Source organism: Micromonospora sp. NPDC049374, assembly GCF_040677165.1.
Taxonomy (GTDB): domain Bacteria; phylum Actinomycetota; class Actinomycetes; order Mycobacteriales; family Micromonosporaceae; genus Micromonospora.
The window spans coordinates 516,885-542,303 of the sequence record NZ_JBFAQH010000002.1; the positions used below are offsets into that span (position 1 = coordinate 516,885).

The following is a 25,419-nucleotide window of genomic DNA, read 5'->3' on the forward strand; positions in this document are numbered from 1 at the left end:
CGCAACCGGGCCGGCGGATGGCGTGCCGCTCAATCGACGCGAGCGGGTGGCGTGCCGCTCAATCGACGCGAGCGGGTGGCGTGCCGCTCAATCGACGCGAGCGGGTGGCGTGCCGCTCAGTCGACGCGAGCGGGTGGCGTGCCGCTCAGTCGACGCGGAGGCGGTAGCCGCGTTTGACCACCGTCTGCACGACGCGTGGAGCCTTCAGGCCGGCCCGCAGCCGGGCCACCGCCATCTCCACCGCGTGCTCGTCGGCGCCGCGCGGCAACGTCCGCAACAGGGCGGTACGCGACAGCACCCGGCCCGGCGTCTGCGCCAGCGCCCGCAGCACCGCCATCGGCGCCGGGGCCAGCGGACGCAGCTCGCCGTCGACCACCGCGGCGTGGCCGCGCAGGGTGAGCAGGTGCCCGGCGACCTTGATGGTCACCGTACGGCGGGGCAGTTCGTCGACGATGGTGCGAACCAGCGCGCCGAGGCGGGCCCGGCTCGGCGCGCTGACCGGCACCCCGCGTCGGATCAGCGGCTCGGCGGTGACCTGCCCGACGCAACTGGCCAGCACGTCACTGCGCAGCGCGTCCAGCACCGCGTCCGTGCGGTCGCCGGAGGCCCGCAGTAGCGCCTCCACCGCCGGTGCCGAGGTGAAGGTGACCGCGTCGACCAGCCGCCCCGCCACCAGGTCGACCAGGCGGTGCAGCGGCGCGGGGTCGGTCGGCGGGGCCCAGCGGTAGACCGGGATCTCGATGACCGTGGCACCGGCCTCCTCCAGCGCACGGGTGCACTCCGGCTGCCGTTCGCCGTGCAGCTGCATGGCGATCACCTGACCGGACACGCCCCGCTGACGCAGGTGATCGACCACCTCGTCGCAGCTCTCCGAGGCGGGCGACCACTGGTCGAACAGTCCGGCCGCGCGGATCGCCCCACGGGCCTTGGGGCCCCGGGCCACCACGTACGCGTCACCGAGGACCCCGCGCAGCGGCTCGGCGAGCCCCCAACCCTCGGCCGCCTCCAGCCAACCGCGCATCCCGATGCCGGTGTTGGCCATCAGGATGTCGGGCGGCCGTTCCAGGCAGGCTCGAGTGGCCTCGCGTAGCTCGGTGTCGTCCGCGAGCGGCACGATCCGCAGGGCGGGAGCGAGCACCACCCGGGCGCCCCGCCGTTGGAGCAGCGCGGCGAGTTCGTCCCGCCGCCGGTCGGCGGTCACCCCGATGGTGAAGCCGGCCAGTTCCTCGCGCATCAGCCCTCCTGTCGCAGCCGCACCTCGACCATGCCGTTGTGGCAACGGATCTGGTGCCGAGCGACCGAAACGCCCGGCAGGTCGAGACAGTCCCCCGTGCGCAGGTCGTACACCTGCTTGTGCAGCGGCGACGCGACCGTCGGCACCTCACCTCGGCTGCCCACGATGCCGCGGGAGAGCACGTACGCCCCGGAGACCGGGTCGAGGTTGTCGATCGCGTACAGCCCGTCCGTGGTCCGGAAGATCGCCACCTGCACCCCGGCGACGAGGGCGGCGACGCCCCGGTCCCGGTCCAGGTGCTCCAGCGGGCAGACGGTGACCCAGCTCAGTACCGTCGCGGCGGTCATCGACGCACCTCCGGCAGGCCGAGCGCGACCGGTTGACGGCCCTGTGGGCCGGACGGATGCCCACCGACGGGCACCGGCTGTCCGCGTTCGGTGACGAAGGTGATCGACGGGTCGGGAACCTCCGGCGCGTTGACGAACGAGGTGAACCGGCGCAGTCGGTCCGCGTCGGCCAGGACGTCGCGCCACTCGTCCGAGTACGACATGACGTGCCGGGCCATCGCGGCGTCCAGTTCTTCGCAGAGGCCGAGCGAATCGTCCACGATCACCGCCCGGAGGTGGTCCAGGCCCCCGTCCATCGCCTCGATCCAGGCGGCGGTGCGTTGCAGCCGGTCGGCGGTACGGATGTAGTACATCAGGAACCTGTCGATAAGCGTGACCAGCGCTTCGGTGGACAGGTCGGTGGCGAACAGATCGGCGTGCCGTGGCCGGAAGCCGCCGTTGCCGCCGACGTAGAGGTTCCATCCGGTTTCCGTGGCGATCACACCGAAATCCTTGCTGCGGGCCTCGGCGCATTCCCGGGCGCAGCCGGAGACCGCGGATTTGATCTTGTGTGGGGCGCGGAGTCCCCGGTAACGCAGCTCCAGCGCGACGGCCAGGCCGACTGAGTCCTGCACTCCGTAGCGGCACCAGGTGGAGCCGACACAGGACTTCACCGTGCGCAGCGCCTTGCCGTACGCGTGCCCGGACTCGAACCCGGCGTCCACCAGCCGGCGCCAGATCTGCGGTAGCTGGTCGACCCGGGCGCCGAACAGGTCGATCCGCTGCCCGCCGGTGATCTTGGTGTAGAGGTTGAAGTCGCGGGCCACCTCGCCGATGACGATCAGCTTCTCCGGGGTGATCTCGCCGCCCGGGATCCGGGGCACCACCGAGTAGCTGCCGTCACGTTGCAGGTTGGCCAGGAAGTGGTCGTTGGTGTCCTGCAACGAAGCCTGTTCGCCGTCGAGGATGTGACCGTTGCCGAGCGAGGCGAGGATCGAGGCGACGACCGGTTTGCAGATGTCGCAGCCCTGCCCCCGACCGTGCTCGGCGATCAGCCGGGAGAACGTCCTGATGCCGCGTACCCGGACGATGTCGAACAGCTCCTGCCGGCTGACGTCGAAGTGCTCGCACAGCGCCTTCGACTGGACGACGCCGGCCGCGTCGAGCAGTTGCTTCAGCATCGGTACACAGGAGCCGCAGCTCGTCCCGGCCCGGGTGCACGCCTTCAGGGAGGCCACGTCGCCGCAGCCGTCCGTGATCGCCGTGTCGATGTGCGCCCGGGTCACCGCGTTGCAGGAGCAGACCTGGGCGGTCGCCGGCAGGGCGCCGGCCGTGGCTCCCACCGCGTCGTCGCCGGCCAGCAGGGCCAGCGGTGCGGCCGGCAGCGGCCCGCCGACGCTGGCGCGCAGCGTCGGGTACGCGCTGGCGTCGCCGACCAGTACCCCGCCGAGCAGCGTGGAAGCGTCGTCGGAGAGGACCAGTTTGGCGTACACCCGGGCGGCCGGGTCGGTCCAGGTGACGTCCAGGCAGCCCGGTGTCGCACCGTGCGCGTCGCCGAACGAGGCGACGTCGACACCGAGCAGCTTGAGCTTGGTGGCGGTGTCCGCACCGGGGAAGGTGGCCGCGCCGCCGACCAGTCGGTCGGCCACCACCTCGGCCATCGCGTAGCCGGGGGCGACCAGGCCGTAGCAGGTGCCGTCGACCGCCGCGCACTCGCCGACCGCGTAGATCCGCTCGTCGGTGGTCCGGCAGGCGGCGTCGACAAGGACGCCGCCACGTGGACCGATGTCGAGTCCGGCCGTCCGGGCCAGTTCGTCGCGGGGTCGGATGCCGGCGGCCACCACCACCAGGTCGGCGTCGAGCACCGCGCCGTCGGCGAGTTCCAGCGCGGCCACCGCCCCGTCCGCGCCGGGCCGCAGCGCGGTCGTCGCCACGCCCAGGTGGCAGGACACGTCCAGGTCCTCGACGTAGCGCCGGAGCATCGCGCCACCGGCGGTGTCCACCTGCACCGGCATCAGTCGCGGGGCGAACTCCACCACGCTTGTGGTCAGCCCGAGCAGGCGCAGCGCGTTCGCCGCCTCCAGGCCGAGCAGCCCGCCCCCGATCACCGCACCGGTGCGGCGGTCCTTCGCGTACCGGCGGATGGCGGCGAGATCGTCCAGGGTCCGATAGACGAAGACGCCGGTCAGGTCCGCTCCCGGCACCGGTGGCACGAACGGGTACGACCCGGTCGCGAACACCAGGACGTCGTACGGGTGCTCGCCGGACGTCGTGGTCACCACCCGGCGGCTCCGGTCCACGCCGGTGGCCGACTCGCCGAGGCGCAACTGCACCCCGTCGTGCGGGGTGTGCAGGTTCAGGTCCTCCTCGTCGGCACCGTCGAAGTACGCCGAGAGCCGCACCCGGTCGTACGCCGGCCGGCTCTCCTCGGCGAGCACCGTGACCCGCCACCGCCCCTGTGGGTCGCGGGCCCGCAGCGCGTCCACGAACCGCTGGCCTACCATGCCGTTGCCGATGACGACCACGTTGCCGCCGGTCATCGCCCCACCTCCACGGGATCAGTTCTGGACAACCAGTCGACGATGCCGGCGACCGCGTCGCGGCAGCTGCCGCAGCCGGTGCCGGCCCGGGTCCCCGCGACCACGGCGTCGACCGTGCGGGCTCCGTCCCGCCAGCAGTGCACGAGGGCGCCCTTGCTCACCGTGTTGCACTGGCAGACCGTGGCCGCGTCCGGCATCAGCGCCGGTGACGCGGCCGGTGCCGCGACCGCCCCGCCGACCGCCCGGCCGAGCAGCAGCGCCCGCCGGTCGGTGGGCACCGGGTGGCCGCGGTCGAAAAGCTGGATCACCGTGCCGACCGAGGGGTTGTCGCCGAGCAGGATCGCGGCGGCCAACCGTTCGTCGTGGATGCGCAGCCAGGCATAGGTGCCCCGGGTCGGGTCGGCGAAGGTCAACTCCTCCCCGGGGCCGGCCGTCGGGTCACCCATCGCGGCGAGATCGATGCCGGCCGCCTTGAGCCGGGTGACCATCGGTCGCGGCCGGTACCGGGCCTGCGGGTCCTGCCCGGTCACCACCTGGGCCACCACCCGCGCCTGTGCCCAGGCCGGTGCCACCAGCCCGGTGAGCGTGCCGTCGTGCTGGGCGCAGTCGCCGATCGCGGAGATCCGCTGGTCGCTGGTGCGCAGCCGGTCGTCGACCAGCACGCCCCGCTCCACGGTCAGGCCGGCGGCCGCGGCGAGGGCGGTGTCGGGGCGTACGCCGCAGGCGAGCACCAGCAGGTCGGCGTCGAGCGACCGACCGTCGGACAGCTCCAGCCGCACCCCCGCGGCGTCGGCGTGTACCGCGGTCGGCTCCACCGCCAGGTGGGTGGTCACGCCGAGATCGGCGAGCGTACCGGCGAGCATGGCACCGGCAGCCGGGTCGAGCTGACGGTCCATGAGGTACGGCACCCGGTGCACCACGCCCACGTCGAGCCCGCGCAGAGCCAGCCCCCGGGCCGCCTCCAGGCCGAGCAGCCCGCCGCCGAGCACCAGGGCGCGCCGGGCGGTACCCGCGAGGGCGAGGATGCGCCGGCAGTCGTCAAGCGTGCGGAACGGGATCACCCGCTCCGGGAGGTGCTCCGGGTCGAGCCCGGGCAGGGCGGGCACCACCGCCCGGCTGCCGGTGGCGAGGACCAGGTGGTCGTAGCGGATCCGGTCGCCGTCGTCGGTGCGTACCAGCCCGGCGGCGCGGTCGATCGCGCTCACCGTCACCCCGGTACGCAGGTCGACGCCGCGCCCGGCGACCTCCGCCAGCTCCACGTCCGACTCGCCGATCTTGCCGGTGAGCAGGGTGGACAACATGATCCGGTTGTACGCGGGATGCGGTTCCGCGCCGAGCACGGTGACCTTAAGGTCCTCGCCACGGGCGTGCAGTTCCGCCGCCACCCGGGCACCGGCCATCCCGTTGCCGACCACCACGACCCGCTCGCTGCGCCCGGTCATGCCTTCTCCACCCGTACCGCGCAGATCTTGAACTCCGGCATCCCGGAGACCGGGTCGACGGCGTCGTTGGTGACGGAGTTCGCTCGTGCCGGCCCACCCCAGTGGAACGGCGCGAAGACGGTGTCCGGCCGGATGCCCGGGCTCAGCCGGGCCGGTGCCTGAAACTCGCCGCGCCGCGAGAGCACCCGTACCGGCTCGCCGTCGGCGACGCCCAGCCGCTCGGCGAGGTCCGGATGCAGCTCCACGAACGCCTCGGGGGCGGCCCGACGCAGCGCGGCCACCCGGCGCGTCTGGGTGCCGGACTGGTACTGGGCGAGTACCCGGCCGGTGGTGAAGTGCAGCGGGTAGTCGGCGCAGACCTCCTCGGCTGCCGGTCGATGCTCCACCGGATGGAACCGGGCCAGCCCGTCGGGTGTGGCGAAGCGCTCGGTGAAGAGTCGGGGGGAGTCGGGCCCTTCGTCGTCGGGACACGGCCAGAAGACGCCGTCCGCGGCGTCGATCCGGTCCCAGCTGATCCCGGCGTAGTCGGCGATGCCGCCGGCCGAGGCCCGGCGCAACTCGGCGAAGACCAGGCGCGGGTCTGCCGCCTCCGCCTCACTCGGCCGTGCGCCCGCTGTCGGGTCGGTGCCGTTTTCCGGCACCGGGCGGAGCGGAGGTGCGCCCCGCATCCGGGCGGAGAGGGCGGCCAGGATCTCCAGGTCGGTGCGGACGCCCGCCGGGGGCGGACGTAGCGCCCGGCGGCGCAGCACCCGCCCTTCCAGGTTGGTCATCGTGCCGTCCTCCTCGGCCCATTGGGCGGTGGGCAATACCACATCGGCCAGCGCCGCCGTTTCGGAGAGCAGGAAGTCGGCGACGACCAGCAGGTCCAGGTCGCGCAGGCGGCCCTCGACCCGGGCGGCGCGGGGTGCGGAGACCACCGGGTTCGAGCCGAACACCAGCAGCGCCCGTGGCCCCTGGTCGGTGCCGAGCGAGTCGAGCAGTTGGTACGCCGGCACGCCCGGACCGGGCAACTCGTCGGCCGGCACCCCCCAGACCCGCGCGACGTGGGCCCGGGCCTCCAGATCGTCGATCTTGCGGTACCCGGGGAGTTGGTCGGCCTTCTGCCCGTGCTCCCGGCCACCCTGCCCGTTGCCCTGCCCGGTCAGGCAGCCGTATCCGGAGCCGGGGCGACCGGGCAGACCGAGCGCGAGGGCGAGGTTGACGAAGCCGGTGACGGTGTCGACGCCCTTGGCGTGCTGTTCCGCGCCGCGTGCGGTGAGGATGATCGCCCGTTCGGCGGTGCCGAGGGCTCGCGCGGTCTCCTCCAGATCGGCCACGGGCACGCCGGAGAGCGCCTCGGCGCGCGCGGGCCACCAGCCGGCCACGGTGCGTCGCACGCCGGTGAATCCGGTGGTACGGGTGGCGACGTAGTCACCGTCGACGTACCCCTCGGTCAGGGCGATGTGCAGCAGTGCGCTGGCCACCGCCAGGTCGGTGCCGGGCAGCGGTTGCAGGTGCAGATCGGCCTGCCGGGTGGTGGCGGTCACCCGTGGGTCGACCACGATCAGCTTGCCGCCCCGCTCCCGTTGCTCGGTCAGCCAGCGCACCAGTGGCGGCATGGTCTCCGCCGGGTTCGCGCCGACCAGCAGCAGGGTGTCCGCCCGACCCAGGTCGGACAGCGGGAACGGCAGACCCCGGTCCACGCCGAAGGCGCGCATGCCGGCGGCCGCGGCCGAGGACATGCAGAACCGTCCGTTGTAGTCGATGTGTCGGGTGCCCAGTGCCACCCGGGCGAACCGGCCCAGCGCGTACGCCTTCTCGTTTGTGAGCCCGCCCCCGCCGAAGACCGCGACCGCGTCGCGGCCGTGCTGCTCCTGCACGTCGCGAAGGCCGGCGGTGATCCGATCCAGCGCGGCGTCCCAACTGGCCGGGCGCAGCTCCCCGGTGGTCGGGTCACGCAGCAGGGGACTGGTCAACCGTTCCGGGTGGCTGAGCAGTTCCGTCGAGGTCCAGCCCTTCTGGCAGAGGCCGCCCCGGTTGGTGGGAAACTGACGAGGCAGCACGCTCACCGCGTCCTCCTCCTCGCGCAGGACCATCCCGCACTGGAGGGCGCAGTACGGGCAGTGGGTCGCCACCTCCCGGGGCTCCTGCCCCGGGCGCGTCGCCGGCCGTGCACCGTCTGTCATGTCGGCAAAGCGTGCCGTTGGGCAGTTTCCGGGCCGCGTCCCGTTTGTTTCGGTCCTGTCAAGAGCCCCTCACACCGCACTGCGGCTGGGAGCGGGCTCGCGAGGTCTACGATGTGGAACGAGAATCCTGTTATCTGGGAGGCTGTCATGAGCGTGGCCGGGGCGTTCGACGCGGTGGCGGGTAGCTACGACGCCGCCCGGCGCAGGCTTGTGCCCTGCTTCGACGCGTTCTACACCACAGCCGTCGAGGTGGCGGCGCCACCGTTGCGAGCCGCCCTGGCGGCCGGGCGTACGCCCGAGGTGCTCGATCTCGGCGCCGGGACCGGTCTGCTGTCGGCGCTGCTCTCCGCCGCCGTGCCCGGCGTGCGGCTGACCCTTGTGGACGCCGCGCCGCAGATGCTTGCCGTCGCCGCCGAGCAGTTGGCCGGTCGAGACGTCGCGCACCGGGTGGTGGTGGCCGACCTGGCTGACCCGCTGCCCGTCGGGCGGTACGACGCCGTGGTCAGCGCGCTGGCCATTCACCACCTGGACGACTCCGCCAAGCGTGACCTCTACCGGCGGGCGGCCGGGTCGCTGGTGCCCGGTGGAGTCCTCGTCAATGCCGAACAGGTGGCCGGCCCGACCCCGGAGCTGGACCGGCGTTACCACGACGTCTGGCTGGCCCAGGTCGCGGCGCTCGGCTCCGACGCCGCCGAGATCGCCGCCGCCGAGCAACGGATGACCTACGACCGCCCCGCGTCGGTCTCGGAGCAGTGCCGTTGGCTGACCGAGGCGGGCCTGGATGACGTGGACTGCTTCTTCAAGGCATGGCGCTTCGCCGTTATCGGCGGCCACGCGCCGGGCTGAACCGTCGACGGTTCGTCCGCGCCATCAGCTCGACAGCGCAGACAGGGGAGAGTTCGGGCTGTCGGCTGCGGTGACCCGGCGGGCGAGGGGTACTTCGGGGATGACTGGGAGTCATACTCGCGGGTAGTCTGCCGGTATGACAGCCAAGGTGACTCTGTCGTTCGCCGACGAGACGATCGCGGATGCCCGGCGGTTCGCCAAGCGGGAGGGGCTCTCGCTCTCCGCCTGGATGGACCAGGCGGCCCGGGAGAAGGCGCTGCGCGAGGTCTTCGCCGCGCACGCCGCCGCGGTCGGGCGGGCCGGGCTGGATCTGGAGTCCGCCTCGCTTGCCGACGCCCAGGAGGTCGGCATGGTCGACGATCTGCTCTTCGGTGGTCCGCCGCGTGCTGCGTAGGGGCGAGGTCTGGCGGATCGAAGGAGCCCGGGAACGCCTCGGCCTGGTGATCAGTTCAGATGTCTACAACTCCACGGCGGTGCCCATCGTGATCGTGGCCGAGGTGGTGGAGGCGGCGCTGCTGCGCGACTCGCCACTTGCGGTTTCGATGGGAGACCGGGTGGTGATGCCCGACCGGATCTCCTCGCCGATGAAGAAGTGGTTCACCGAGTGCGTGGACGTCGCCGACGCGGAGACGATGCGGCGGGTGGACCGGGCGTTGCGCATCCTTCAGCAACTCTGAGCCGACGCGCTCCTCACCGCCGTCGTCGACCAGTGGTGCGATCCCCGTTGCCCGGCCGACCCGAACGGCGAACGCCGCGGTAACGGCGGCTGCCTAGCTTCTGCGGGCATGACCACCACGAGCGAACAGCCGACGGTAATCGAAGAGGAAAGCCTGGATCGCCGACCAGGTCGGTGGATCGGGCACTGGGCACCGGAGGATCCGGCCTTCTGGCAGCGGACCGGCCGCGGCGTCGCCCGGCGCAACCTCATCTGGTCGATCTTCGCCGAGCACATCGGCTTCTCGGTGTGGCTGCTCTGGAGCATCGTCGTCGTCCGGCTCGGCGACTCCGGTTGGCAGCTCACCACCAGCCAGGCGCTCTGGTTGACCGCCGTGCCCAGCGGAGTCGGCGCCCTGCTGCGACTGCCGTACACCTTCGCCGTGCCGGTCTTCGGTGGCCGCAACTGGACCGTCATCTCCGCGCTGCTGCTGATCGTGCCCTGCGCCGGACTGGCCTGGGCGGTCGAGCACCCGGAGATCGGCTTCGTGTCGTTGCTGCTGATCGCCGCAACGGCAGGATTCGGCGGCGGCAACTTCGCCTCCAGCATGGCCAACATCTCCTTCTTCTATCCGGAGCGGGAGAAGGGATGGGCGTTGGGGCTCAATGCGGCCGGCGGCAACATCGGGGTGGCCGTCGTGCAGTTCGTGGTGCCCCAGGTGATCGTGCTGGGCGGCGGGCTCGCGTTGGCCCGGGCCGGTCTGATGTACATCCCGCTGGCGGTGATCGCCGCCGTCTGCGCGTACCTGTTCATGGACAACCTGGTCGAGGCGAAGGCCGACGTGCGGCCGGTCTGGTCGTCGCTGCGGCACCGCGACACCTGGATCATGTCGCTGCTGTACATCGGCACCTTCGGCTCGTTCATCGGCTACTCGGCGGCCTTTCCCACCCTGCTCAACTCGGTGTTCGGCCGGCCGGACGTCGCGCTGGCCTGGGCGTTCCTCGGCGCGGGAGTGGGCTCGCTCTGCCGGCCGTTCGGTGGCCGCCTGTCCGACCTCGTCGGTGGGGCCCGGGTCACGGTGGCCAGCTTCGTGCTGATGGCGGTCGGTGCCCTGGGCGCGCTCTGGTCGGTCGAGCAACGCAGCCTGGGCCTGTTCTTCGTGGCCTTCCTGCTGCTCTTCGTGGCCACCGGCGTCGGCAACGGTTCGACCTACCGGATGATCAGCAGAATCTTCCAGATCAAGGGTGAGGAGCAGGGCGGTGCCCCGGAGGTGATGCTGGCGATGCGCCGACAGGCCGCGGGCGCGCTGGGCATCATCTCTGCGGTCGGTGCCTTCGGTGGTTTCCTGGTGCCGATCTGTTACGCCTGGGCCCGGTCGACCTACGGGGGCATCCAGCCGGCGTTGCGCTTCTACGTGGGGTTCTTCCTGGTGCTGCTGGTGGTCACCTGGGCGGCGTACCTGCGTCCCGGCAGTCGGATGGCCCGCGCCGGGGTGTGACAACCGTCATGTCGGCCCCCGTCCGCCCCCGCCGGCCGGACCCCGTTTTGACCGGCCGGCGGGGCTGCGGGTATCGTTGCCTGCTGTTGTACGACATCTGTGGGCGTGCCGCTTGAGGTACGCTTGGTCGTTCGTGCGCGCTGGTCCGGCTGGGATGTCCTGGTCACCTCGGCGCGCTACCCCAGACCGACGACGAGACAAGGTAGACCTGTGCGTACGTACAGCCCGAAGCCGGGTGAGATCGAGCGTCAGTGGCACGTCATCGACGCCTCTGATGTCGTGCTGGGCCGCCTGGCCACCCACGCCGCCACGCTGCTGCGGGGCAAGCACAAGCCGACTTTCGCGCCGCACGTCGACACGGGCGACTTCGTCGTCGTCGTGAACGCGGGCAAGGTAGCGCTGACCGGCAACAAGCGCCAGCAGAAGATCGCTTACCGGCACTCCGGTTACCCGGGTGGCCTGAAGCAGGTCGGCTACGAGGAGTTGCTGGCCAAGCGTCCCGAGCGGGCCATCGAGCTGGCGGTGAAGGGGATGCTCCCGCACAACAAGCTCGGCCGTCAGCTCATCAAGAAGCTGAAGGTCTACGCCGGTGCCGAGCACCCGCACGGCGCGCAGCAGCCGGTGCCGTTCGAGATCAAGCAGATCGCGCAGTGAGCGCGGGCGAAGGAAGCAGCATGACCGACATCACCGCCACCGAGGTCGCCCCTGAGGCCACCGAGGCGCCGGCGCCCGTCGCGCGCGCGCCTCGTGGTGACCGCCCGATCCAGACCGTGGGTCGGCGCAAGGAGGCCATCGTCCGGGTGCGCATCGTGCCGGGCACCGGCAAGATCACCTGCAACGGGCGTGACCTGGAGGCGTACTTCCCGAGCAAGGTGCACCAGCAGCTGATCAAGGATCCGCTGGTGACCGCCGAGAAGCCCGAGGCGTTCGACGTCATCGCCAACCTGCGCGGCGGCGGCACCACCGGCCAGGCCGGTGCGCTGCGGCTGGCCATCGCCCGGGCGCTGATCGTCAGCGAGCCCGACGACCGTCCGGCCCTGAAGAAGGCCGGCTTCCTGACCCGGGACGCCCGGGTCAAGGAGAGCAAGAAGTACGGCCTCAAGAAGGCCCGTAAGGCTCCCCAGTACTCGAAGCGCTGACCTCCAGCCGCACCTTGTACTTCTGACGGACGGCCGGTCCGCCTCCCCTCGGCAGGGAGGTGGGCCGGCCGTTTCGTCGCCTCACGACAAGGCTTTTTCCTGTATCGGCAGTTCATCGGAGGTTGGTGGGTATGGGCCGGTTGTTCGGCACGGACGGCGTACGCGGGCGGGCGAACGCCGATCTCACCCCGGAGTTGGCGCTCTCGGTGGCCGTCGCGGCCGCCCACACCCTCGCCGAGTCGGACCGTGGCCGCGCCCCACTGGCCGTGGTTGGTCGGGACACCCGGGCCAGCGGCGAGATGCTTGAGGCTGCCGTGGTGGCCGGGCTGACCAGCGCGGGCGCGACGGTGATCCGGGTGGGTGTGCTGCCCACTCCGGCGGTGGCGTTCCTCACCGCGGAGGCCAAGGCGGATCTCGGAGTGATGCTGTCGGCCTCGCACAACCCGATGCCGGACAACGGCATCAAGCTGTTCGCGGCCGGTGGGCACAAGCTGCCCGACGAGATCGAGATGCGGATCGAGGCGGCGATCGAGGCCAACGCCACCACCGCCTGGAAGCGCCCGGTCGGCGCGGGAGTGGGCCGGGTGCACGACCTGCTCGACGGCGCGAACCACTACGTGCAGCACGTCGCCGGAACGGCGGCGCACCGCCTCGACGGGATCAAGGTCGTGGTCGACTGCGCCAACGGCGCCGCCGCCGAGGTGGCCCCGGCCGTCTACCGGGAGGCCGGTGCCGAGGTCATCGCGATCAACGCCGAGCCGGACGGGCTCAACATCAACGACGAGTGCGGCTCCAACCACATCGAGGCGCTGCGCCAGGCGGTGGTGCAGCACGGGGCACAGCTCGGCATCGCGCACGACGGTGACGCCGACCGGTGCGTGGCCGTGACCGCCGACGGCGACGAGGTGGACGGCGACCAGGTGATGGCGATCCTGGCGCTGGCCATGCGGGATGCCGGCACGCTGACCGGGGACACCCTGGTCGCCACCGTGATGAGCAACCTCGGTCTGCGCCTGGCCATGTCCGCGGCGGGCATCCGGCTGGTCGAGACCAAGGTCGGCGACCGGTACGTGCTTGAGGAACTGCGCGCCTCCGGGCTCGCCCTCGGCGGCGAACAGAGCGGGCACATCGTGATGCCGGCGTACGCGACCACTGGTGACGGCGTCCTCACCGGGTTGCACCTGATGGCCCGGATGGCGGCCACCGGTCGCTCCCTGGCGGACCTCGCCAGCGTGGTCACCAAGCTTCCCCAGGTGCTGATCAACGTGCCGGTCGGTGACCGCACCGTCGGTGCCGCCGCACCGGCGGTACGCGCCGAGGTCGAGCGGGCCGAGGCCGAGCTGGGCGAGACCGGCCGGGTGCTGCTGCGCCCGTCGGGCACCGAGCCGCTGGTCCGGGTGATGGTCGAGGCCGCCACCGAGCCGACGGCCCGCGACATCGCCGAGCGCATCGCCGCCCACGTCCGCACCGCCAGCCCGGCCTGACCCGGACCGCAGGTGGTGATCGGCTCCACCGTGGCCGGACGGGCCTCCCCCTACTGTGTAGCGTGCCGTGGGACGATGACCGCCGGCCGCCGCACGGGCGGACGCCACATCTCACGGGGGTGACTGTGTCCCACCCAGGTTCTCCTGGTTCCCTCGGCCATCCGCTGGCCGAGGCTCCGCCCAGCGCACCGCAGAGCTGGATCGGGGCCCGCTGGGGTCGCCTGCTCATGATCGTGGTCGTCGTGGGGCTGGTCGTCGGCTCCATTGCGACACCGTGGTCCGAGGTGACCATCGAGGTGCTGGGCAGCAGAGCCGGCTCGCTCCTCTACCAGGATTCGAAAGTCGGGCTCAGCGTGACGGAGATCGACGGGTGGGGATGGGCCTATCTGCTCCTGGTGGTGCCGCTGGTGCTGCTGACGTTGGCCTCGGTGGTGCTGCCCGGGTACGCGGGACGAGCCGCCGCCGTCGCGGCGGGTGCCGCCCTGCTGGCCACGTCGACGATCCTGGCCGGTGCCGCTTATCACCTCTCGTCGGCGCCGGACGAGGGCGCCGCCCGCTGGGCTGAGGTCGTGCGCCAGGTGGCGCCCGTCCTGGATCGGGACTACGGGTCCATCTGGTTCGGCTACGAAAGCCCTGGTCTGACGTTCGCGGTGCTCGTCGTGGCAGCTCTCGCCGCTGTGGTGCTTACCAGTTGGTGGCCGGGTTCCGGCCGGATCGTCGTGGCTGCGGCCGGCACCTTGGCGCTGCTCGCCGGCCTGGCTCTGCCCTGGTTGACCGTGTACGGCGCGACCGCGAACGAACTGGACCGGCGCAACGTCTGGTGGCCCACCTTCGGTACCGCATCGGTGCTCACCATGGTCGGCACGCTGGCGCTCGCCGCCCTGACCTGGTGGGCCGCGCTGCGCCGGTCGACCCGGGGCCGGTTGCCGCTGCTACTGGTGACGGTGCCGGCGGCCTTCGCGCTCGTCCTCGCGCACGATTACCTCGGTCTGAACCCTGAGGAATGGCAGGACGCGGCCGAGCGTGCCCGCTTCCTCGCGGTCACCGACGACATCCGTCCGGCAGCCGAGTTCGCTCAGCTCGCACCCGCGCTCTTCCTCGCGGCGATGGTGCTGGCCTGGTCGGCGGCGCGGCGACGGGCCCGGGCCGCGCGGTCACCGGTCGACGTGACGCCGGCCGACACCGGGACTGCCCACACCCCGAGCTGACGCCGGGTCGGTCACCGGAGCCCGGGCAGCCGGCGCAGCCGGGTCACCGCCTCGGCCAGCACCTCCTGGCGTTTGCAGAAGGCGAACCGGATCAACCGCCGACCGGCCCCGGGGTCGTCGTAGAAGACCTGGGTGGGTACCGCCACCACGCCGGACCGCTCGGGCAGTGTGCGGCAGAAGTCGACCCCATCGGTGCCGCCGAGGGCGGTGACGTCGGCGGTGACGAAGTAGGTGCCCTCCGGGTTGAGCACCTCGAACCCGGCGGCGGTCAGCCCGCGGACCAGTTGGTCACGGCGGACCTGCAGCTCGGCCCGGAAGGTGGTGAAGTAGTCGTCGGGCAGCGCGAGTGCCACCGCCACCGCCGGTTGCAGGGGCCCGGCGTTGACGTAGGTGAGGAACTGTTTGACCCGCAGCACCGCGGACACCAGCGCTGCCGGCCCGCTGGCCCAGCCCACCTTCCAGCCGGTGCAGGAGAAGGTCTTGCCGGCCGAGGAGATCCGCAGGGTGCGCTCGCGCATCCCGGGCAGCGTGGCCAGCGGCACGTGCCCGCTGACGGCGTCGGTGAAGGCCAGGTGCTCGTACACCTCGTCGGTGACCGCGTACGTGTCGTGCTCCTGGCACAGCTGCGCGACCAGGGCCAGCTCGTCCGGGGTGAACACCTTGCCGGTCGGGTTGTGCGGCGAGTTCAGCAGCACCAGCCGGGTACGCGCACCGAACGCGGCCCGCAGCTCCGCCGGGTCGAAGACGTACCGCCCGTCGGCGTCGGGGCGGAGCGTCACCGGTCGCCGGATCGCGCCGGCCAGGGCGATCGAGGCGGCGTACGAGTCGTAGTAGGGCTCGAAGCAGACCACCTCGTCGCCGGGTTCGCAGAGGGCGAGGATGGCTGCGGCGATGGCCTCGGTGGCTCCGGCGGTGACCACCACCTCGCCGTCCGGGTCGTACTCCAGCCCCCAGAAGCGGCGCTGGTGTGCCGCCACGGCCGCCCGTAGTTCGGGGACGCCGGGGCCGGGTGGGTACTGGTTGCGACCGGCGGCCAGGGCCTCCGCCGCGGCGGTGAGCATCTCGGGCGGGCCGTCGGTGTCCGGGAAGCCCTGCCCGAGGTTCACTGCGCCGGTACGCACCGCGAGGGCGGACATCTCGGCGAAGATCGTCGTCCCGAACGGGCGCATCCGGGCCACCAGCGGATCGACATCGCTGCTCATCACGCCCGTCAGGGTACGGGTGCGATCTGCCGGCCGGCCCGCCACCGGATGCGTGCTTTGTGGCAACCTTCACCGTCATCGCCAGATCGCTCAAATTCAGTGCTTGTTTACCCCGCTTTCGAGCAGACATCGTGAGCGAAACTGGTTAGGCTGCCACCCATGTGTGGAATCGTGGGTTACGCCGGTGCCCGACCGGCGCTCGGCATCGTGCTCGACGGCTTGCGGCGGCTGGAGTACCGCGGCTACGACTCGGCCGGCGTCGCCGTCGTCTGCGACGGGACGCTGTTGACCGAGAAGAAGGCCGGCAAGCTGGCCAACCTGGAGAAGGTGCTCTCCGAGCGGGCGGCCGAGGACCCGGCCGGCTGCGGCGCCAGCCCGATCGGCATCGGCGACGGCACCACCGGCATCGGACACACCCGATGGGCCACCCACGGCGGCCCCACCGACCGCAACGCCCACCCGCACCTGTCACCCGACGGGCGGGTCGCGGTGATCCACAACGGCATCATCGAGAACTTCGCCAAGCTCCGTGCCGAGCTGGAGGACGAGGGCGTCACCTTCACCAGCGACACCGACACCGAGTGCGCCGCCCACCTGCTCTCCGCTGCCCTGACCGACCTGCGTGCGGCGGGCCAGCCGGACGGGCCGCAACTGCTGACCGCGGCCATGCGCGTGGTCTGCCAGCGGTTGGAGGGCGCCTTCACGCTGCTCGCCGTCGACTCGGCGATCTCCGGCGCGGTGGTCGGCGCACGCCGCAACTCACCCCTGGTCGTCGGCCGCGGCGACGGGGAGAACTACCTCGCCAGTGACGTCGCCGCGTTCATCGAGCACACCCGGGACGCGGTCGAGCTCGGCCAGGACCAGATCGTGCTGATCACCGCCGAGAGCATCGAGATCACCGACTTCGACGGGCAGCCGGCCAGCGGCAAGGACTTCCACATCGACTGGGACTCCTCGGCCGCCGAGAAGGGCGGCTACGACTGGTTCATGCTCAAGGAGATCGAGGAGCAGCCGCAGGCCGTCGCCGACACGCTGCTCGGACGGTTGACCGAGACCGGCGAGATCATGCTCGACGAGGTCCGCCTCAGCGACCAGGATCTGCGTGACGTCGACAAGATCTTCATCGTCGCCTGCGGCACCTCGTACCACGCCGGAATGGTGGCCAAGTACGCCATCGAGCACTGGACCCGGATCCCCTGCGAGGTGGAGCTGGCCAGCGAGTTCCGCTATCGCGACCCGGTGCTGGACCGGTCCACCCTGATCGTGGTGATCTCACAGTCCGGCGAGACCATGGACACCCTGATGGCGCTGCGGCACGCCAAGGAGCAGAAGGCCCGGGTGCTGGCCATCTGCAACACCAACGGCTCCACCATCCCCCGGGAGTCCGACGCGGTGCTCTACACCCACGGCGGCCCGGAGATCGCCGTCGCCTCCACCAAGGCGTTCCTCACCCAGGTGATCGCCTGCTACCTGATCGGGCTGCACCTGGCGCAGGTGCGCGGCGTCAAGTACGCCGACGAGGTGGCGGCCGTGGTCGAGCAGCTCCACCGGGTGCCGGACAAGCTGCGCGAGCTGCTCGGGCGGATCGAGCCGGTCCGCGAGCTGGCCCGCGAGCTGCGTGCCGAGTCGACGGTGCTGTTCATCGGCCGGCACGTCGGCTACCCGGTGGCGCTGGAGGGCGCGCTGAAGCTCAAGGAGCTGGCGTACATGCACGCCGAGGGCTTCGCCGCGGGCGAGCTGAAGCACGGCCCGATCTCGCTCATCGACGAGGGCACCCCGGTGATCTGCATCGTCCCCTCTCCGGTGGGCCGGGGCATGCTGCACGACAAGGTCGTCTCCAACATCCAGGAGGTACGCGCGCGGGGTGCCCGCACCATCGTCATCGCCGAGGAGGGCGACGAATCAGTGGTCCGCTACGCCGACCACCTGATCCACGTGCCGCGTACGCCGACGCTGCTCGCGCCGCTGGTGACCACCGTGCCGTTGCAGGTGTTCGCGGCCGAGATCGCCGCCGCCCGGGGACACGACGTCGACCAGCCACGCAACCTCGCCAAGTCCGTCACCGTCGAGTAGCCGCCGGGCGGCAACCGGCGGTCGACCGACCCGGCCGCCGGTACCGACCTCAGCGCCCCAGCATCACCCGCGCCATGCCGTCCAACGCCGGATTGTCCGGATGCCAGTAGCCGGTGTGGCCGTACCGGCCGCTGGGAAACGTCCGGCCCCCGAAGCCCGGCTCGGCCGGGTCGCGCCCGAACCACAGTTCGTCGCTCGGCCCGGCCAGCCAGCCGGCGATGGTGCCGACCGGCGAGGCACCGAGCACCGCCCGCCGGGCCAGCTCGTCCGGCGGGCGGGTCAGCCGGATCACGTCGTCCGGTGCGGTGCTGGCCCACACCTGCCCGGGTGGCAACCCCAGGTCGGCCGCCTGCGTCACGCCGACGCCGGGTGAGCCGACGAAGACCAGCGCGTCGGCGGCGAGGCCGTGGTCGCGAGCGGCGGTGCCCACCACCAGCGAACCGTAGCTGTGCCCGAGCACGGTCTGCCGGGCCGGCGGGCCGTCGTGGGTGGCCCGGAGACCCTCCTGGAACCGGTGCAGCGCCTCACCGGCCGCGCGGGCCTGCCCGTCCCAGGCCGCCTCGTGCAGGAAGTCCGGGGCGTCGTAGTCCAGCCAGAGCACCGCCGAGGTCTGCGTACCCGGGGCCAACTCGGCCCCGCGGGCCAGCACCCGTGCCGCCCGACCCAACTCGCCGGTGGCGTCGTCGAGCCCGGCGGTCATCCCGGGCACATAGGTGAGCACATCCGTGGCCCGGTCCGGGTTGCCCAGTGCCACCACCGCCCGCCCCTCGCCGCCGACGTCCAGGCCCAGCAGGTACGCCCGTGGCTGCTGGGCCGACTCCAGCCGGGCGACGAGCGCGTCCAGCCCGGACAGCGCGGCCTCGACGCTGCGCAGCCCGGCCACTTCCAGCGGACCTCGGGGCACCCGGGCCAGCAACTGCTCCCACCGGGCGACAAGTGCCGCTCGCCGGGCCGCGAGTAGCAACCGGTTGGCCTGGTCACGGGTATCGGCCGGCACCCCGTCGAGTCGACCGGTCAGCTCCGGCTCGTGCACCACCAACCAGCGGCGCTCGGCCGGGGTCAGCCCGGCCCACCAGCGCCGTACCAGACCCGGCTCGGCGTTCGGCGGTGGCCGGTACGACGGGGGCCGGGCCGTCCAGCCGCTACCGGCGGCCTCGGTCAGCCGCGCGAGGCGTGTCGTGGCCTCCACGTCGGCCGTGGTGGCCAGGTCGAGGGCCTCCCGCAGGGCCGTGGCCACCTGGGCCACCGTCGCGCCGGTGCGGTCGGACGGGACCCGGGCGGGATCGGCGCGTACGCCACCCCGACGGTCGATCAGCACGCCGGTGGCGGCGGCCAACGCCACGGCCGCCGTCAGCCGAGCCCGGGCGGCCACCAACCGCGTGGCGAACTCGGCGAGCACCTGATCGGTCTCGATCACGGCCGGAACCAGCGCGACCAACTCGTCGCGCAGCCCGGTCAGCCGGGCACCGGCCGACTCGGCGGCACTGCCGGACCAACCGGTGCGCAGGGCGGTGCTGCCGTCGGCGAGCTCACCGGCCCGCCGCTCGGCCACCCCCGCCAGGCTCGCCCAGGCCGATCCGGTGGCCCGCCACGCCGCCGGGTCGACCATGGAGAGCTGGGCGTAACCGACAGGCCCCGGCGCGCTCATCGGGGCAGGGCGGAGAGCCGGGCGGCGGCCCTGGCGTCCACCGACTCGTACGTCCCGGCGGCGGCGCGTACCCCGTCGCCGGTCTCCGCGACCCGGGCACCGAGCCGACCGGACCAGGCGTGCACGGCCGCCTCCAGGCCGGCGAGCGCCAGCGCCGTCGACCACTCCCGGGCCGGTGCGGCCAGCCCGGGGCCGCCGGCCACCCCGTGCGCCAGCCGGTAGCCGGTGTCACCAAGCGACCGCCCGACCCGGTGCAGCAGTTCCGGCCGTACGGCCAGCTTCCCCTCGGCCATCGTTCCTCCCGCCTGGCGCCAGTACGACGCAGACGCTAGGCGGTGGTGGCGCCGGCGGCCGTGCCCTGTGGACAGCCGGCGGTGGGCGTACCCCCGGTTCGTCCACAGGCGTTGCCGGGCGCACGGCCGACGGCTATCTTGCGGCCCCCACGCCGGTAGGGTTGGCCGGGTGATCGGGAGACGGGGTGTGGCATGAGACCGGTCTGGCGGGTCGCGGACGTACGCGCGGCGGAGGCCGCCCTGATGGCCACGGTGCCGCCCGGCACCCTGATGCAACGGGCCGCCGCCGGGCTGGCCCGCCGCTGCGCGCTGCTGCTCACCGAGCGGGGCGGGGTGTACGCCGCACCGGTGTTGCTGCTCGTCGGCTCGGGCGACAACGGCGGCGACGCCCTGTACGCCGGCGCTCGGCTCGCCCGGCGCGGTGCCGCCGTGTCGGCATTGCTGCTCACCCCGGATCGGGTGCACGCCGAAGGGCTGGCCGCGCTGCGTGCCGCCGGGGGACGGGTGGTGGCGCGACCGCCGGCCGTGGTCGACGTGGTGCTCGACGGGATCGTCGGCATCGGCGGTCGTGGTGGCCTGCGGGAGACCGCGGAGCAGTTGGCGGCGAGTCTGCTGCGGCACCGGGGACGTGACGGTGAGCGGGCGACGGTCGTGGCGGTGGACGTGCCCAGCGGTGTCGCGGTGGACACCGGGGCGGTGCCGTTGACGCCGTCCGGCCGTCCGAACGCGGTGCGCGCCGACGTGACGGTGGCCTTCGGCGCGTTGAAGCCGGCCCTGGCGGTCGGCCCGGCCGCCGCGTTGGCCGGCGAGGTGGAACTGGTCGACATCGGGCTGGCGCCGTGGCTGCGGGGCAGCCCCGCGCTGCACGTCGTGGAGTGGTCGGACGTGGCCGACTGGTACCCGGGGCTCGGCCCCACCTCGGAGAAGTACTCCCGTGGGGTGGTCGGGGTGGCCACCGGCTCCGCGACGTACCCGGGTGCGGCGGTGCTCTCCGTCGGCGGTGCGCTCGCCGGTCCGACCGGCCTGGTCCGTTACGCCGGCGGTGCCCGGGACGAGGTGGTCCGCGAGCACCCCTCGGTGATCGCCACGGGCCGGGTGTCCGACGCCGGCCGGGTGCAGGCCTGGGTGTGTGGTTCGGGGCTGGGCACCGACGAGCAGGCGGCCACCGAGCTGCGGACCGTGCTCGCCACCCCGGTGCCGGTGGTGCTGGACGCCGACGCGCTGACCCTGCTGGTCGACGGCTCCCTCGCCGACCAGCTGCGCCAGCGGGACGCGCCGATCGTGGTCACCCCGCACGATCGGGAGTTCACCCGGCTCTGCGGGGAGGAGCCGGGCGCCGACCGGGTCGCCGCCACGCTTCGACTGGCCGCCTGGATGAACGCGGTGGTGCTGCTCAAGGGGGATCGCACGGTGGTCGGCACGCCGGACGGGCGGGCGTACGTCAATCCGACCGGCACCCCCGCGCTGGCCACCGGTGGCACCGGCGACGTGCTGGCCGGACTTCTCGGTTCGTTGCTCGCGGCCGGGTTGCCGGCCGAGCGGGCCGCCGCCGCGGCGGCGTACCTGCACGGGCTGGCCGGCCGGGAAGCGGCCCGCGGCGGCCCGGTGACCGCGCCGGACGTCGCCGTCGCGCTGCGTCCCGTGCTGGCCCGTCTGCCCTGAGTACCCGCCGTGGTGATCAGCGCGGAAAGTAGGGTGGGGGCATGTGGCAGGCCGAGGTACGTGTCGACCTAGACGCGATCCGGGAGAACGTGGACCGGCTGCGCGCCGGCACCAGCGCGGAACTGATGGCGGTGGTGAAGGGCGACGGCTACGGCCACGGCATGGTCCCGGCCGCCCGGGCGGCGCTCGACGCGGGGGCGGACTGGCTCGGCGTCTGCACCCTGGACGAGGCGCTGGCGCTGCGCGCGGCCGGCATCGACGCCCCGGTGCTTGCCTGGCTGCTCGCCCCGGGGCTACCGCTGCACACCGGGGTGACCGCCGGCGTCGACCTGGGCGTGGCCAGCCTGCCGCAGCTCGACGAGATGCTGGAGGCGAGCCGGACGGCTGGGCAGCCCGCCCGACTGCACTTGAAGATCGACACCGGGCTGGCCCGGGGTGGCGCGACGGTCGCCGACTGGCCGGCTCTGCTCGACGCCGCCGCCAAGGCACAGGCCGACGGACTGGTCGAGGTGGTCGGGGTGTGGAGCCACTTCGTCTACGCCGACCTGCCCGGTCACCCGACCACGGATCGGCAGGTGGCGGTCTTCCACGAGGGGCTGGCCATGGTCGAGCGGGCCGGACTGCGCCCGCGATACCGGCACCTGGCCAACTCGGCGGCCACGCTGACCCGGCCGGACACCCACTTCGACCTGGTCCGTCCGGGGCTGGCCGTCTACGGCCTCTCCCCGGTGGCGGGCGAGACGTACGGGCTGCGTCCGGCGATGACCGCCCGCGCCCGGGTGATGCTGACCAAGCGGGTGCCGGCCGGTGCCGGCGTCTCCTACGGCCACACCTACACGACCGAACGCGAGGCGAACCTCGCCGTGGTGCCGCTCGGCTACGCCGACGGGGTGCCCCGGCACGCCTCGAACTGCGGCCCGGTGCAGCTCGGCGGGGTCCGCCGGACCATCTCCGGTCGGGTCTGCATGGACCAGTTCGTGCTCGACTGCGGCGACGACCCGGTGGCTGCCGGCGACGTGGCGACCCTGTTCGGCAGCGGGTTTGAGGGCGAGCCCACGGCCGACGACTGGGCCGAGGCCGTCGGCACCATCAACTACGAAATCGTGACCCGGTTCGGCAGCACCCGGGTCCCGCGCGTCTACGACGGCGATCGGGCATGACCGGTTGGCACATCCCGCGGCCCCGGACCACCGCCGGAAAGGCCGCCGGCCTGGTCGGTGCTGCGCTGGGGGTGGCCGCCGCCGGGCTGGCCGCCGGCGTCGCCACGGAACGCGCCCTGGTCCGCCGGCTGAAGGCGGACCCCACCGACCCGTACGCCGGCGAGGTCTTCGGCGACCAGCGGTACGACGAGGCGTACCGGCTGGAGATGCCCGACGGCACCGACATCCACGTCGAGGTGGTCGAGCCGACAAGGCCGGTCGACGGCAACCCGACGGTGCTGCTGGTGCACGGCTTCTGCCTGGACATGGGCACCTTCCACTTCCAGCGCAAACTGCTCGCCGAGCGGGGTGAGCACCGGATCGTCGCGTACGACCAGCCAGGGCATGGCCAGTCGGGGCGGCTGGAGACCGGCGAGTACGACCTGACCGCGCTCGGCCGTACGCTGCGCCGGGTGATCGACGAGGCGGCCCCCGACGGGCCACTTGTGCTCGTCGGCCACTCGATGGGCGGCATGACCATCATGGCCCTGGCCGAGCTGTATCCGGAGATGTTCGGCGACCGGGTGGTGGGGACCGTGCTGATGGCCACGTCGGGCGGGCTGCTGGCGGAGACGAAGCTGGTCGCGCCCGCCCTGCTGGGCCGGGTGGGTGCGCCGGTGCTCTACATGGCGGGCAACGTCACCCGGTACGGCGGCGCGGTCATCGACCGGGCCCGCCGCTCGACGACCAACGTGGCCTGGTTGCTGACCCGCAGGTACGGCTTCGGCACCCGGCAGCCGAGCCCCGCCCTGGTGTCGTACGTGGAGGAGATGAACTCCCGTACCTCCGCCGACACGGTGACCCGCTACCTGCGTACCCTGGCGACCCACTCGCGGTTCCCGGCACTGGCCGCGTTGGAGGGCACGCCGGTGCTGGTGATCGTGGGAGACAAGGACATGATCACACCGTTGACCCACTCGGAGGAGATCGTCCGGCGGCTGCCGCACGCCGAGTTCGTCCGGATCCCCGACAGCGGTCACGTGGTGATGCTGGAGCACGCCGACGAGGTCAACGCCGCGTTGCTCGGCTTTCTCGGCACCTGCGGGCGGGGCGACTCGTGACCGAGGTCGTGCTGCCGACGGTCGCGGACACGTACGCCTTCGGGTGCCGGCTGGCCGGGCTGCTGCGCGCCGGTGATCTGGTACTGCTCACCGGCCCGCTGGGTGCCGGCAAGACCGCGCTGACCCGGGGGATCGGCGCCGGCCTGGGGGTGCTCGGCGACATCACCTCGCCGACGTTCGTGATCGCCCGGGTGCACCGCCCGGACCCGGCCGGCGGGCGAGAGGTGGCGCTGGTGCACGCCGACGCGTACCGGTTGGGTGACGCGGTCGACCCGCGGGCCGAGATCGACGACCTCGACCTGGACGCTTCGGTCGACGACTCGGTGACCGTGGTCGAGTGGGGCGAAGGAATGGTCGAGCAACTGGCCGACGCTCACCTGCGGATCCGCCTGCACCGGCACGACGACGACACCCGTACGGCGGAGTTGGAGCCGGTCGGTGGCGACTGGGCGGAGCGCCTCGCCGCCCTGGGCTGAGCGCTGTCGTACCCGATACCTACAGTGCCCGCAGACGTTCCGACCGGTGAGAGGTTGCCGATGCCCGACGACACCCCTGCTCTCGACCTGCTGGCGCTGCTCCCCGACGAGTGGCGGGCGGTGCTGACCCCCCATCTCGACCCGGCCCGGGTGTCCGCGTTGGCCGAGTTCGTCGCCCGGGAGTACGCTGCCGGCCCGGTCTTCCCGCCGGTCGAGGATCTGTTCTCGGCCTATCGGCTCTGCGCACCGTCGGCCTGCCGGGTGCTGATTCTCGGCCAGGATCCCTACCACCGGGCCGGCCAGGCGCACGGGTTGAGCTTCAGCGTGCGTGAGGGTGTGTCCGTGCCTCCGTCGTTGCGCAACGTCTTCAAGGAGTTGGGCGAGGATCTGGGCGTGCCGAAGCCGCGCAGCGGCAACCTCGACGGCTGGGCTGCGCAGGGCGTGCTGTTGCTCAACTCGGTGTTGACCGTTCGCCAGGGCACTCCCGGCTCACACGCGAACCGGGGCTGGGAGGAGTTCACCGACGCGACCATCCGGGCACTCGACGCGCTGGAGTCGCGGGTGGTGTTCCTGCTCTGGGGCGGGTACGCCCGGAAGAAGGCGGCGCTTGTCGGCAACCCGCAGCACGTGGTCCTGGAGGCCGGTCACCCCAGCCCGATGAACCCGCGCGGTTTCCTCGGCAGCCGCCCGTTCAGTGCCGCCAACAAGGCGCTCGCCGACGCCGGCCTGCCCACCATCGACTGGGAGCGCTCGGCCGGCTGACCGGTGTGCTCCTGCCCCACGCCGCCCGCACGTACCAGGTGGTGGCAGCCGCCTGGTCAGTCGGTGGAGCCGGTCGGACGACATTTCTTGACTGACGTCGATCGTTGGATAACGATATCGGAAATATAGATGCTCGCTAACGTCTTCAGTCTGGGGGTCAGTGGCGACGCACAGCAGCAGTGGAGCATCTACACAACCGACAGTCCGGCAATTCGTACAACCATGGCGTGGCATCGACGCTTGGTGACCGTCCCTCAACCACCCGCACCCCGCCGATCACGTCACGCCGCCTCTCGCAGGGAGAAGCACACCACCATGAACGAAGTCCCCACTCACCCCAAGAGTCGCCGACGCGGCCGCGTCAGGATGCTGGCTGCCGCCGCCTTCGCCGCAGTGTTGGTCACCACTGGCACCGTCGCGATCTCGGCCAGCCCCGCCCAGGCCGAGGCCGACCGGCAGGTCTGCTCGAACACGGAAGGCACCCACAACGGGTTCTTCTTCTCGTT

The 25,419-nt window shown here is 72.4% G+C and carries 22 protein-coding genes and 1 pseudogene; 15 read left to right on the plus strand and 8 right to left on the minus strand.

Features of this window, described 5'->3' with window-relative positions:
• Positions 1 to 145 precede the first annotated feature (145 nt).
• The 5 genes from AB0J93_RS05810 to AB0J93_RS05830 are packed head-to-tail and all read right to left on the minus strand — an operon-like array spanning position 146 to position 7,707.
• The gene (locus tag AB0J93_RS05810; RefSeq protein ID WP_363918483.1) at positions 146 to 1,234 is read right to left on the minus strand and encodes a uroporphyrinogen-III synthase; all 1,089 of its coding nucleotides are present in this window, start codon (positions 1,232 to 1,234) and stop codon (positions 146 to 148) included.
• On the minus strand, positions 1,234 to 1,581 hold the full coding sequence (gene nirD, locus AB0J93_RS05815; protein WP_363918485.1) for a nitrite reductase small subunit NirD: 348 nt from the start codon (positions 1,579 to 1,581) through the stop codon (positions 1,234 to 1,236). The genes AB0J93_RS05810 and nirD overlap by 1 nt, the downstream gene beginning before the upstream one ends.
• A complete protein-coding gene (nirB, locus tag AB0J93_RS05820; RefSeq protein ID WP_363918487.1) occupies positions 1,578 to 4,100 on the minus strand; it encodes a nitrite reductase large subunit NirB in 2,523 nt (840 codons plus the stop codon). Before nirB ends, nirD begins: the two co-directional genes overlap by 4 nt.
• Positions 4,097 to 5,542 (minus strand): FAD-dependent oxidoreductase, encoded by a 1,446-nt coding sequence (locus tag AB0J93_RS05825; protein WP_363918489.1) that lies wholly within the window; start codon positions 5,540 to 5,542, stop codon positions 4,097 to 4,099. The genes nirB and AB0J93_RS05825 overlap by 4 nt, the downstream gene beginning before the upstream one ends.
• A complete protein-coding gene (locus AB0J93_RS05830; protein ID WP_363918491.1) occupies positions 5,539 to 7,707 on the minus strand; it encodes a molybdopterin oxidoreductase family protein in 2,169 nt (722 codons plus the stop codon). The genes AB0J93_RS05825 and AB0J93_RS05830 overlap by 4 nt, the downstream gene beginning before the upstream one ends.
• A gap of 147 nt (positions 7,708 to 7,854) precedes the next feature.
• Between AB0J93_RS05830 and AB0J93_RS05835 the strand changes: the two genes are divergently transcribed.
• The 8 genes from AB0J93_RS05835 (at position 7,855) to AB0J93_RS05870 (ending at position 14,537) form a co-directional block, all read left to right on the plus strand.
• Positions 7,855 to 8,553: a class I SAM-dependent methyltransferase gene (locus tag AB0J93_RS05835; protein ID WP_363918493.1), complete on the plus strand. Its 699-nt coding sequence runs from the start codon at positions 7,855 to 7,857 to the stop codon at positions 8,551 to 8,553.
• A gap of 136 nt (positions 8,554 to 8,689) precedes the next feature.
• Positions 8,690 to 8,947, plus strand: coding sequence for a hypothetical protein (locus AB0J93_RS05840; protein WP_155214581.1), 258 nt, complete (start codon positions 8,690 to 8,692; stop codon positions 8,945 to 8,947).
• On the plus strand, positions 8,925 to 9,230 hold the full coding sequence (locus tag AB0J93_RS05845) for a type II toxin-antitoxin system PemK/MazF family toxin (protein ID WP_363918495.1): 306 nt from the start codon (positions 8,925 to 8,927) through the stop codon (positions 9,228 to 9,230). The genes AB0J93_RS05840 and AB0J93_RS05845 overlap by 23 nt, the downstream gene beginning before the upstream one ends.
• A 108-nt stretch (positions 9,231 to 9,338) precedes the next feature.
• Positions 9,339 to 10,706 (plus strand): nitrate/nitrite transporter, encoded by a 1,368-nt coding sequence (locus AB0J93_RS05850; RefSeq protein ID WP_363918497.1) that lies wholly within the window; start codon positions 9,339 to 9,341, stop codon positions 10,704 to 10,706.
• Positions 10,707 to 10,916: 210 nt separating this feature from the next.
• On the plus strand, positions 10,917 to 11,360 hold the full coding sequence (gene rplM, locus AB0J93_RS05855; protein ID WP_093411456.1) for a 50S ribosomal protein L13: 444 nt from the start codon (positions 10,917 to 10,919) through the stop codon (positions 11,358 to 11,360).
• A gap of 20 nt (positions 11,361 to 11,380) precedes the next feature.
• A complete protein-coding gene (gene rpsI, locus AB0J93_RS05860; protein ID WP_018784602.1) occupies positions 11,381 to 11,845 on the plus strand; it encodes a 30S ribosomal protein S9 in 465 nt (154 codons plus the stop codon).
• A 131-nt stretch (positions 11,846 to 11,976) separates the two neighbouring features.
• Positions 11,977 to 13,329 (plus strand): phosphoglucosamine mutase, encoded by a 1,353-nt coding sequence (gene glmM / locus AB0J93_RS05865; RefSeq protein WP_363918500.1) that lies wholly within the window; start codon positions 11,977 to 11,979, stop codon positions 13,327 to 13,329.
• 125 nt (positions 13,330 to 13,454) lie between these two features.
• A complete protein-coding gene (locus tag AB0J93_RS05870; protein WP_363918502.1) occupies positions 13,455 to 14,537 on the plus strand; it encodes a hypothetical protein in 1,083 nt (360 codons plus the stop codon).
• Positions 14,538 to 14,548: 11 nt separating this feature from the next.
• On the opposite strand, the gene AB0J93_RS05875 is transcribed toward AB0J93_RS05870, so the two are convergent.
• A complete protein-coding gene (locus AB0J93_RS05875; RefSeq protein ID WP_363918504.1) occupies positions 14,549 to 15,742 on the minus strand; it encodes a pyridoxal phosphate-dependent aminotransferase in 1,194 nt (397 codons plus the stop codon).
• A gap of 156 nt (positions 15,743 to 15,898) precedes the next feature.
• Here AB0J93_RS05875 and glmS point away from each other — a divergent pair, with 156 nt between their 5' ends.
• The gene (gene glmS, locus AB0J93_RS05880) at positions 15,899 to 17,812 is read left to right on the plus strand and encodes a glutamine--fructose-6-phosphate transaminase (isomerizing) (protein WP_363918506.1); all 1,914 of its coding nucleotides are present in this window, start codon (positions 15,899 to 15,901) and stop codon (positions 17,810 to 17,812) included.
• 49 nt (positions 17,813 to 17,861) lie between these two features.
• Here glmS and AB0J93_RS05885 read toward each other — a convergent pair whose 3' ends face one another.
• Together AB0J93_RS05885 and AB0J93_RS05890 are read right to left on the minus strand one after the other, a co-directional pair.
• Entirely contained in the window at positions 17,862 to 19,460 is a 1,599-nt protein-coding gene (locus AB0J93_RS05885) for an alpha/beta hydrolase (protein WP_363918508.1), read from the minus strand.
• The gene (locus AB0J93_RS05890) at positions 19,457 to 19,753 is read right to left on the minus strand and encodes a hypothetical protein (RefSeq protein WP_363918510.1); all 297 of its coding nucleotides are present in this window, start codon (positions 19,751 to 19,753) and stop codon (positions 19,457 to 19,459) included. The genes AB0J93_RS05885 and AB0J93_RS05890 overlap by 4 nt, the downstream gene beginning before the upstream one ends.
• Before the next feature lie 192 nt (positions 19,754 to 19,945).
• Between AB0J93_RS05890 and AB0J93_RS05895 the strand changes: the two genes are divergently transcribed.
• From AB0J93_RS05895 to AB0J93_RS05920, 6 genes and pseudogenes are all read left to right on the plus strand, one after another.
• On the plus strand, positions 19,946 to 21,415 hold the full coding sequence (locus tag AB0J93_RS05895; RefSeq protein WP_363918512.1) for an NAD(P)H-hydrate dehydratase: 1,470 nt from the start codon (positions 19,946 to 19,948) through the stop codon (positions 21,413 to 21,415).
• A gap of 41 nt (positions 21,416 to 21,456) precedes the next feature.
• Positions 21,457 to 22,575, plus strand: a complete 1,119-nt coding sequence (alr, locus tag AB0J93_RS05900) for an alanine racemase (RefSeq protein WP_363918514.1) — start codon at positions 21,457 to 21,459, stop codon at positions 22,573 to 22,575.
• A complete protein-coding gene (locus tag AB0J93_RS05905) occupies positions 22,572 to 23,675 on the plus strand; it encodes an alpha/beta hydrolase (protein ID WP_363918516.1) in 1,104 nt (367 codons plus the stop codon). Before alr ends, AB0J93_RS05905 begins: the two co-directional genes overlap by 4 nt.
• Entirely contained in the window at positions 23,672 to 24,151 is a 480-nt protein-coding gene (gene tsaE, locus AB0J93_RS05910) for a tRNA (adenosine(37)-N6)-threonylcarbamoyltransferase complex ATPase subunit type 1 TsaE (protein ID WP_363918518.1), read from the plus strand. Before AB0J93_RS05905 ends, tsaE begins: the two co-directional genes overlap by 4 nt.
• 60 nt (positions 24,152 to 24,211) lie before the next feature.
• Positions 24,212 to 24,913 (plus strand): uracil-DNA glycosylase, encoded by a 702-nt coding sequence (ung, locus tag AB0J93_RS05915; protein ID WP_363918521.1) that lies wholly within the window; start codon positions 24,212 to 24,214, stop codon positions 24,911 to 24,913.
• 315 nt (positions 24,914 to 25,228) lie between these two features.
• Positions 25,229 to 25,419, plus strand: a pseudogene (locus tag AB0J93_RS05920) (1,4-beta-xylanase); the annotation flags it as partial.